At 63.1% G+C, this 8,428-nt stretch carries 7 protein-coding genes; 1 reads left to right on the forward strand and 6 read right to left on the reverse strand.

All coding sequences use genetic code 11. The annotated features are described in order from the left end of the window. The first annotated feature begins 247 nt into the window (after positions 1-247). Positions 248-967: a mycofactocin oligosaccharide methyltransferase MftM gene (gene mftM / locus WBA38_RS03535; protein ID WP_424322050.1), complete on the forward strand. Its 720-nt coding sequence runs from the start codon at positions 248-250 to the stop codon at positions 965-967. Between the two features lie 111 nt (positions 968-1,078). Here the strand turns inward: mftM and WBA38_RS03540 are convergent, their stop codons facing one another. Genes WBA38_RS03540 through mdo form a run of 6 tightly spaced genes read right to left on the reverse strand, consistent with a single transcriptional unit; the run spans position 1,079 to position 8,203 of the window. Beyond that, on the reverse strand, positions 1,079-1,723 hold the full coding sequence (locus WBA38_RS03540) for a MadR family response regulator transcription factor (protein ID WP_424322051.1): 645 nt from the start codon (positions 1,721-1,723) through the stop codon (positions 1,079-1,081). Next, complete coding sequence (locus WBA38_RS03545; protein ID WP_424296271.1) at positions 1,720-3,057, reverse strand: MadS family sensor histidine kinase; 1,338 nt, start codon at positions 3,055-3,057, stop codon at positions 1,720-1,722. The genes WBA38_RS03540 and WBA38_RS03545 overlap by 4 nt, the downstream gene beginning before the upstream one ends. 2 nt (positions 3,058-3,059) lie before the next feature. Further along, positions 3,060-4,226: an iron-containing alcohol dehydrogenase gene (locus tag WBA38_RS03550; RefSeq protein ID WP_424296273.1), complete on the reverse strand. Its 1,167-nt coding sequence runs from the start codon at positions 4,224-4,226 to the stop codon at positions 3,060-3,062. Between the two features lie 40 nt (positions 4,227-4,266). Then, positions 4,267-5,805, reverse strand: coding sequence for a MadC family VWA domain-containing protein (gene madC, locus WBA38_RS03555; RefSeq protein WP_424322052.1), 1,539 nt, complete (start codon positions 5,803-5,805; stop codon positions 4,267-4,269). A 6-nt stretch (positions 5,806-5,811) separates the two neighbouring features. Beyond that, on the reverse strand, positions 5,812-6,873 hold the full coding sequence (locus WBA38_RS03560) for a MadB family AAA-type ATPase (RefSeq protein WP_424295446.1): 1,062 nt from the start codon (positions 6,871-6,873) through the stop codon (positions 5,812-5,814). Positions 6,874-6,931: 58 nt separating this feature from the next. Then, entirely contained in the window at positions 6,932-8,203 is a 1,272-nt protein-coding gene (mdo, locus tag WBA38_RS03565; RefSeq protein WP_424322053.1) for an NDMA-dependent methanol dehydrogenase, read from the reverse strand. Positions 8,204-8,428 lie beyond the last annotated feature (225 nt).

An 8,428-nucleotide genomic window follows, 5' to 3' on the forward strand; every position in this document is an offset into this window, starting at 1 on the left:
AAGAAACAAGAACGCGCTCAAGCGCAGGATTGCTACTCTATCCGACACCCACCAGCCGGTGCAAACCCGCTAGCCTCGAAGGAATTTCGCTGGCCGGAACGACTCGCTCCGACCTGGAATAAGTTACGCACGCCGGAACAGAAGGTCAAATCGAGGTCCCCTCACCCCCACTGACCTGTCCTTTTGGTCAGGCCGGCCAGCCGTTAGGTCAGTTACCGATGGCTCCGGTCGCCCATAACGTCTAACTATGAGCACCGCATCGACGCTGACACGCCCCCTCTCTACCGCTGAACTGAGCGATTCCCGGGTGGTTTCCGAACTGACTTCGATGGTCGAACAAGGAATCATCGTCGGCCAAGAGGAGTTCGAGTCCGCGTTCGTGGACATCGTGACGGCTGCCGGCCCCGACCGAATGCAGTCGTGGCGGCACTTCTATGCGAACTCGATTCGTGAACTACGAGCCGGCACCTCCGCGTTCAGTCCCATTCATCACCGGGCACGGAGCCTTCTCACCGGAACCAGTGTGCTGGAAGTTGGGTGTTGTTTCGGACTTTTTGCCCTGCAATGTGCACAGGATGGCTACCAGGTGACCGCCTCAGATATCTGCCCCGGAGCGCTCGATCACCTCGATGACGCATCGTCGTACCTGGGATTGCCAGTAGAGACGGCCCTCGGCGACGTCCGACAGCTTCCGTTTGCCACCAATAGTTTCGACACTGTGACGCTTCTCCACCTTCTGGAACACCTCGATAACGCAGACGTCGAAGCGGCAATCGTCGAATCTTGCCGGGTCGCGTCGAAGCGGGTGATCATCGCGGTTCCCTTCGAGGACCAGATCAGCCCCCACTTCGGGCACCTCGAACTGCTTCGCGAATCGGACCTTCACCGCTGGTCAGCGTTCGCGGGCGACCACTGCAGCCGGGTTTTCGCTGATCACGGCGGCTGGCTCGTCATCGACGTCGCCTGATTCCCCCTTTTCTGTCACATTCGACGCCCAACTATTCGCCAGACCATCACCGATCGGTTCGATCGGTGATGGTCTGGTCGAATCGTGACAGAAAAGGGAGATTCGACGCCGTCAGATGAGGCCGCGTTTACTTGCTACATAGACGGCATCGGTTCGTTTGGTGACGCCAAGCTTGCGGATCACGTTGCGGATGTGGAACTTGACAGTGGACTCGGAGATGAACAATCCACGACCAATTTCGGCATTGGATTTGCCGTCTGCCAGGAGCTTTAGGACTTGGCGCTCGCGGTCGGTGAGTTCGGCGGTGCCGTCATGCTCGCCCGAAACCGCGCGCAACACGATGGCCGCACTCCGCGGATCGAAGGCACTTCCTCCGGTGGAGACTGTCCGGATCGCACGGATGAGCTCGGTTGTGTCAACGTCCTTGACCACGTAGCCCTTGGCACCGGCACGAACCGCACGCACCACCAAGTCGTCGTCGAGGAAGGTCGTAAGAACCAGCGCGGCCACCTTCGGATGCTGGCGCGTCATCTCCCGAATCAACCGGAGGCCTTCGTACTCGGTGCCAGCCGTCAACTTCAGATCGACCACCACAACATCGGGGGCGACGAGGGCCACCTCGGCGAGCGCAGCCTCGAAAGTCCCCGCCTCCCCCACGACGACGACTTCCTCGTCCCTATCCAGAAGCGAGCGGAGTCCTTCACGGAGCAGGGCGTGGTCGTCAACCAGTACCGTGCGTATCGGTCGTTGAGTCATGAGATCCCTCTTTCCCCGACGGATAGCGGCAACGACGCCGCGATGCGCACTCCCCCAAGCCGTGACCGGCGGATTCGGAAACTTCCACCCAGCTCTTCGGCACGCGAGCGCATGTTCATGAGACCGCGGTGGCGGGCGGCAACGGAGTCACCTTCAGCGGCGGCGCGCAACGTGACACGAAGGAGTTCGGGGTCACCAACCCCGTCGTCATCGACCCACAACCTCACTTGGTCGTCGGCATACGCGACGGTGACGATCACCTTGGTGGCCTGAGCGTGGACTGCGGCGTTAAAGAGCGACTCGCCCGCAATACGCAGGACCGCATGTTCAATATCGCCGGGGAGTTCCCGGGGCCGCCCGCGGACCGTCACGACACTTACCGCAGTTGCGGGAAGGTGCAACGCACACAACTCGTCAAGCGTCTCGGTGATACTCGGCGCCGGGGTCGGAGCGTCGGCGCGGGTCCGGGTATCTGAGAGTGCGAAGATGGCAGATCGCAACTGCCCCATGGCATCTCGGGTAAGCCGGACTGCTTTATCGAGGTGTTCGAGCCCACCCTCGGCGACATCAGCACGACACAGTTCCATCTGCAGTCCAGCGGAAAGTACCGACTGTCCCACCGAGTCGTGCAATTCACGAGCGATCCGCGCGCGCTCACCACCGAGCAGAGCGGTGCGCTGCGCGGCCGACAGTTCACGCTGCATCGCGAGCAACTCTTCGTTTCGTTCTGCAAGCTCCTCCGCACGGTGGTTTGCCTCCGAGAACAACGCGGAGTTCACCAGAGCGACGGTGGCCTGGCCCGCGAGGATTCGCAGCACCATCAGATCTGCCGGATCCACATCCCGACCGGGTGCCGTCCACGCCGAGAGTCCACCAACCACGCGACCGTCCAACTCCACCGGCACATGCAGATGATGGTCGGCCACGATCGGACCATGCAAGACGTCTTCTTCGCCGCGAAGAATGTCGTTCAGCCGATTCAGCACCGGATCTGGCAGATCGACGGGAGGCGTCGCGACACTGACCCCCTCGAACGCCATGATCCGACCGTCACCGCTGGCGATGAGGTGCCGCGGACTGGTGTCACCGAGTTGGCCGTCGGCGAGAGCGAACAGCACCCACTCCGCATCGAGGTGATCTCGCACCGTTTCGACCACAGCCACGACCAACGCCTCCGGTCCTTCAACAGTCTGGACCAGCGCCTTTGAGATTCCTTCCAATGCGGTCATCACCCGGCCCAGACGGACGGCAGTACCCCGGAACTCCGCGTAGTGACTGCCTTTGACGGTACGCAGACCGACGAGGCTGGCCAGGTCCGGCGTCTGACCGGTCATGGCTACAGGGCCTCCCGGTAGAGGCCGTGAATCGCTGATTCTTCCGGTCGACGGGGGTTGGTAATCATGCACGAGTCCGCGAGAGCGTAGGTGGTTAACAGGTCGAGGTGGGAGTCGCGTACCCCGAGCGGGGACAGCGTTTCGGGCATACCGACACGTCGCCCGAGGCGTGTGACCCGATCGGCCAAGCGGTCGGCCACCAGCTGCGGGCTGCCCGACGTGTCGATGCCGACTGCCTCGGCTAGGCGGACAAAGTCACCGCCGGCAACGACCGCGTTATAGCGGATGACGTGGGGTAACAGGACTGAATTGATAGTGCCGTGGGGTGCATCGCAGTAGCCGCCGACCGGATGGCTCATGGCATGTGCCGCCCCCAGGATGGCGTTGGTGAACGCCATGCCAGCACGCAACGATGCCAAAGCCATCGCTTCGCCCGCAGCACGGTCGTGCGGATCATTCACAAGCCGCTCAAGATTGGTCCAGACACCGATCAGTGATTCCAGCGCGAGAGAATCGGTGAGGCTCCCATGCGCGAGTGACACGTACGCCTCGACACAATGCGTCAGCGTGTCCATCCCCGCTTGCGCCGTAACCTCCGAGGGCGCGGTGGTCAGCAGCGTCGGATCAATGACGGTGACATTGGGGACCAACGTGCGGCCGATGATCGTGATCTTGGTGCGCCGTTCCGGATCGTTAATGATGCAGAACTGCGAGACGTCGGCACCGCTGCCCGCCGTCGTCGGAATCGCTACCAGAGGCGGCAACGGTCGGGTCGCACGATCGATGCCCTCGTACTCCACAATCAGGCCCCCATTGGATGCCAGCACCGCGATGCCTTTCGCGGCGTCGATCACTGACCCGCCACCCAACGCGATCAACCCATCGGCTCCGTGCGCCCGGTAGGCGGTAAACCCGTCGGTGACTTCCCCCGCTCGAGGGTTGGGCGATACATCTAGGTACGACGCTGCCGCCAACCCCTGTTTTCGAAGGTCGGCGAGCAACATGGAGAACCAAGGTGTGGCCTCGACATGGCGGTCGGAGACGACCAGTGGCCGTTCGACACCGAGGCCCGTCACCGCGATTGCCGCTTCGGGAAGCGAACCCGGTCCGACGACAATTTCCGGTGTGTGGAACTTGGCGATCCGGGAAGCGTTTCGGTTTTCATTCACCGGACGACCACCTCCTGTACGTCTAGCGACGCTACCGCGATCAACGCAGCGCTGCGCCCAGTTCGTCGCAGCGAGCCAAGATCTCCGCACCGTCTCGCGCACTCACCACACCGTCGCAGTACTCGGCGTAATCGGCTAGGGCACAACCGGTTTGGCTCCAGTAACGGCTGGGTTCAGGAGTAAGCCAAGCCACCCGATTCGACCGTCGGGCCAGTTCTGCGAACTTCTCGACGAGCGGATCGAATGCGTTGCTCCGGGCGTCTCCGACAATCAGCACATTGGTCTTCTTGGTCACCAGATCGCCGTAACGCTCGAGCATGGCTGTCCACATTCGTCCATAGTCACTGGTCGCCGCCAGGTCGAGGCCCTCGGTCGCTAGAACGGCCGCGAGGGCACCTTCGGCGTTGGAGGTGCGGAGCGCCGAGGTCACCAACACCGGCTGGTCGACGAACGCGACCACTTCGCAACGATCACCGAACCGATGGAGCGTTTGCGCCAATCTGAGAATGAAGCCGGCCACCGGTCGGACCGAGATCGAAACGTCGACCATAACGAGAGTGCGCACCGGCCCGGGGACCGCACGTCGGCGCCACAGCGCGACGGGCACGCCGTCGGTGGCTACCGCCGCCCGCATCGTTTGTCGAATATCCAAGCGGCCCTTGTCGGTCTCCCTCGGAACTCGGCGCGGGGCCCCACGCATCCGCTGCACCAGGCGATGACAAGCGCGGTCGATGTCGGCCTGATCGCGGTGCGTCGGAGCCCGACCGTCGTGTGCACCAACGACATGCTGTTCGATGATCTCCGCGGCAGCTAACCGCTCCGACAGCGCGTCGACGAAACGAGCCAGCGCCTGTTCCAACTCGCGCATCTGATGTTCGTCGAGCCCTTCGGCGCCATCGGCACCGTACGCAGCGCGTGCATCCGTTGAGTCCAGAGCTGCGAGGAGGGCTGCGGCGTCCGCCAATCGCAGGGCCGTTCCCTCCACGCGGGCAGTGGCGCCAACGAGTTCACCGACCTGCGCGGTATCAGCATGGTCGACTTCGACGGTATAGGTGACTCCGCCGGAGACGACCGACTCGTCGGTGCCGACTTCGAGTTGTTCCGAACCAGACGAGACAGAGAAGTCGTCGTTCTCTCGGTGTGCACTTTCCGCATGTCGTTCACGCGCATCCGGGTCGTCGACCATGAGCTCGCCGATCTCGAACGAATGCTCATCCGCACCGATCATTCGGCCAACTCCGCTGAACTCGTCATCCCATTCGACGTCGAGTGGCAGTTCGCCATATAAGCCGCGCGTCAATGGCCCCCCGGACGATGCCTCGTCCGGGTCGGCACCCTCGAAAAAGATCGCGTACGCGGCGTCGAAGGCCTGTTGTTCGTAGGTGTACTTCACGCTGACCGACCGCAGCGCGGTCTTGAGGGTTCTGGGGTTGCCGCCACCGACGAGCGCCAAGGTGCGTCGAATCTCGATCACCTCGGCGGGCGACACTGCGAGCCCGAAGGCCCGCAGTGCCCGCCCGAATTGGACAGCTAAACCGTCCAAGACGTCGCGTCGGGTGAACGCGGCTGTGCTCATCATGGTCGATCAGTTCCGCTGCGCCGCATGCTGGGCCGCGCTCCGGGCACGACCGGCACCGAATGAGCTGGCGGTGGGCGAACCCGTCGGCAGGGTCCCGTCAATCGAGACGCGTTCGGCGGGTTCAACGGGGGCTGAGAGCACCCGTCGAACGTGATCGAGGTCAGTTCCGAACTTCACCAGCATCGACAACAGCGGGGAGTCTGGACCGTCAATGTCGATGCCCGACTCGGTGAGGATCGACGCGGCGCGGGCCGCATCGATGACTTCAGCGATCGACGGACTCTTCCGCAGGGGCAGATCACGAAGTCGTCGTGCCAGCCCAACAACCTCCTCCACGACCGACTCCTCGACGCCCGGGGCTCGTACGGCGACGATCTGCTGCTCACGCTGCGCGGTCGGATAGGAAACTTGGAAGTGCAGGCAGCGTCGTTTCAACGCTGGCGACAGTTCACGAGTGTCATTGGAGGTCAAGATGACCCACGGCGCCGATCGCGCGGTGAAGGTCCCGAGTTCAGGCACTGTCACCTGTCGTTCGGCGAGGACTTCCAACATCACCGCCTCCATCGACTCATCGGTCCGGTCGATCTCGTCGACAAGCAAAACGGTCGGCGTTGGCGACAGGATGGCAGCGAGGAGCGGTCGTGCCACGAGAAAATCTTCGGTGTAGACGCCCACATCGGTGCGGGCCAGCGCCGCCGACGCCGCCGACAGGCTGTCGTGCGTGGCCAGTTCCTCACTGATCCGGTCCCGCAGCATTTGTACGTGAAGGAGCTGTCGGGCGTAGTCCCATTCGTACAGGGACCGGGCGTCGTCGAGCCCTTCGTAGCACTGGAGTCGAATCAGTTCCCGCCCAGATGCGGCGGCGAGCGCCTTGGCCAGTTCGGTTTTGCCGACACCCGCCGGCCCCTCCAGAAGTAGTGGCCGGTCGAGCAGGGTGGCCAGATGGACCACCACTGCCAGATCCGGATCGATCAGATAGTCCTGCCCGGAGAGGGCATCGGCGAGATCGCTTGCGGTCTCGAAACTAAGTGTCTCGGGGCTGTGCTGGATGGTATCTGCGTCACTCATGTTCTTACCTGACATTCCGGAGGGGTCGGGGGCTGCGGGTCGTGGAAGGGCCGGTCGGCTAGTACGAACCCGTGAGGGCGTGGCGGACCATCGGGAGCATCGATTGGACGGTGCATTCGCGCGGGTTGCCCGGGGTGCACCAGTCGCCCATCATGTGCTCGGCGATCGCGACGGCCGTCTCCTCCGACGTGTCGACGCCGTTGCCGCGGTCGGCGTACTTGCCGGTGCCCATGCGGTTCTTTTCGTAGCTCGTGGTGGTCAGCGACCCGAAGTTTTCGGGGATTCCGAGGTCCTTCGACAGTCGGATGGCCTCTTCGACGGCGGCGTCGGCAGCCTGCACCGTCGTCATGCGGCTCGTGTCGACACCCATCAGGCGTGCGATCTCGGCGAACCGCTCGTAGCGAGCCGGCAGGTTGTACTCCCACACGCGCGGCAGAGCGATCGCGTTGTTGAGTCCGTGATGGCTGTCGTAGAAGGCGCTGAAGGCGTGCGAGAACGAGTGAATCAAGCCCAGCCCACCGGAGTTGAAGGCCTGCGCCGCGATGTACTGCGCGTGCATCATGCCGGTGCGGGCTTCCAGGTTGTGGGGTTCGTAGACGGCGGTCCGCAGGTGCTGCGCGGTCAACTCGATCGAGTACTTCGCATTGCCGAGGGACGGCGCGAAGTCCAGTCGCGAGACGTACGGTTCACTGGCGTGTGCCAGCACGTCAAAACCGCAGTAGGCGGTGAAGTGCTCGGGGCACGAGTAGTACAGCAACGGGTCGTCCATCGCGAGGTCGACCAAGCAGGTGTCGTCGAACGCCACCCACTTGTGTGGGTCGCTCATGTCGGAGGTGTCCGTGACCACGTACGCCCATGACGTTTCCGAGCCGGTGCCCGCGGTGGTCGAGACTGCGATGTGCTTCGGGTTCTCTTTGTTGGTCGCCTTGGAGAAGCCTTCGAACTCGTTGATGTTGCGGCCGTCGTGCGCGATCACCATGCGGGCACCCTTGGCGGCGTCGTGGCTGGAGCCACCGCCGACGGAGATGATGCCGTCGCACTTTTCCGACTGATACCGGGCTGCGGCATCCATGACGTTGTAGTCCTTCGGGTTCGACTCCACGTCGTCGAACAGGACGACGTCGACACCCTGGTATTCGATCTTGCCGGTCAGTTCCTCGATGATCCCCGAGCCGCGAAGGCCGGTGGTCATCAGCAGGACTCGGGTCATGCCGAGTTCTTTTGCTTCAACGCCAAGCATGTCGTGCGCTCCGACGCCCAGCTTGGCCTTCGGGAACGGGTGAAACTCCTTGATCGGGAAGTCCCAAATCTGATTCATCTCGATGGCCATGAGCCGGCTCCTTCGGTGAGGGTGGTGTCCGGCGCACCTCGCACCGAACTGTCCTCACCAGCGTGTCGCCCGTCACATGCTGCCGACAAGGCCTCCTGACCCTGCGCGAGTTGGATTAGGACCGAGGGGTGAGTGACCCCACCTGTCCGAAAGGATAGGTTCGCCGCGCGAGCGTCTTCCCGCATCCCCGTTTGCGTTCTCGCATGATGCGTCGATTCCCGCACT

It is taken from the genome of Gordonia sp. (in: high G+C Gram-positive bacteria) (assembly GCF_049647785.1).
Classification (GTDB): Bacteria; Actinomycetota; Actinomycetes; order Mycobacteriales; family Mycobacteriaceae; genus Gordonia.

Coding starts and splice junctions, on each gene's coding strand:
- mftM (WP_424322050.1), top strand. CDS start 248: ATGAGCACCGCATCGACGCTGACACGCCCCCTCTCTACCGCTGAACTG.
- WBA38_RS03540 (WP_424322051.1), bottom strand. CDS start 1,723: ATGACTCAACGACCGATACGCACGGTACTGGTTGACGACCACGCCCTG.
- WBA38_RS03545 (WP_424296271.1), bottom strand. CDS start 3,057: ATGACCGGTCAGACGCCGGACCTGGCCAGCCTCGTCGGTCTGCGTACC.
- madC (WP_424322052.1), bottom strand. CDS start 5,805: ATGATGAGCACAGCCGCGTTCACCCGACGCGACGTCTTGGACGGTTTA.
- WBA38_RS03560 (WP_424295446.1), bottom strand. CDS start 6,873: ATGAGTGACGCAGATACCATCCAGCACAGCCCCGAGACACTTAGTTTC.
- mdo (WP_424322053.1), bottom strand. CDS start 8,203: ATGGCCATCGAGATGAATCAGATTTGGGACTTCCCGATCAAGGAGTTT.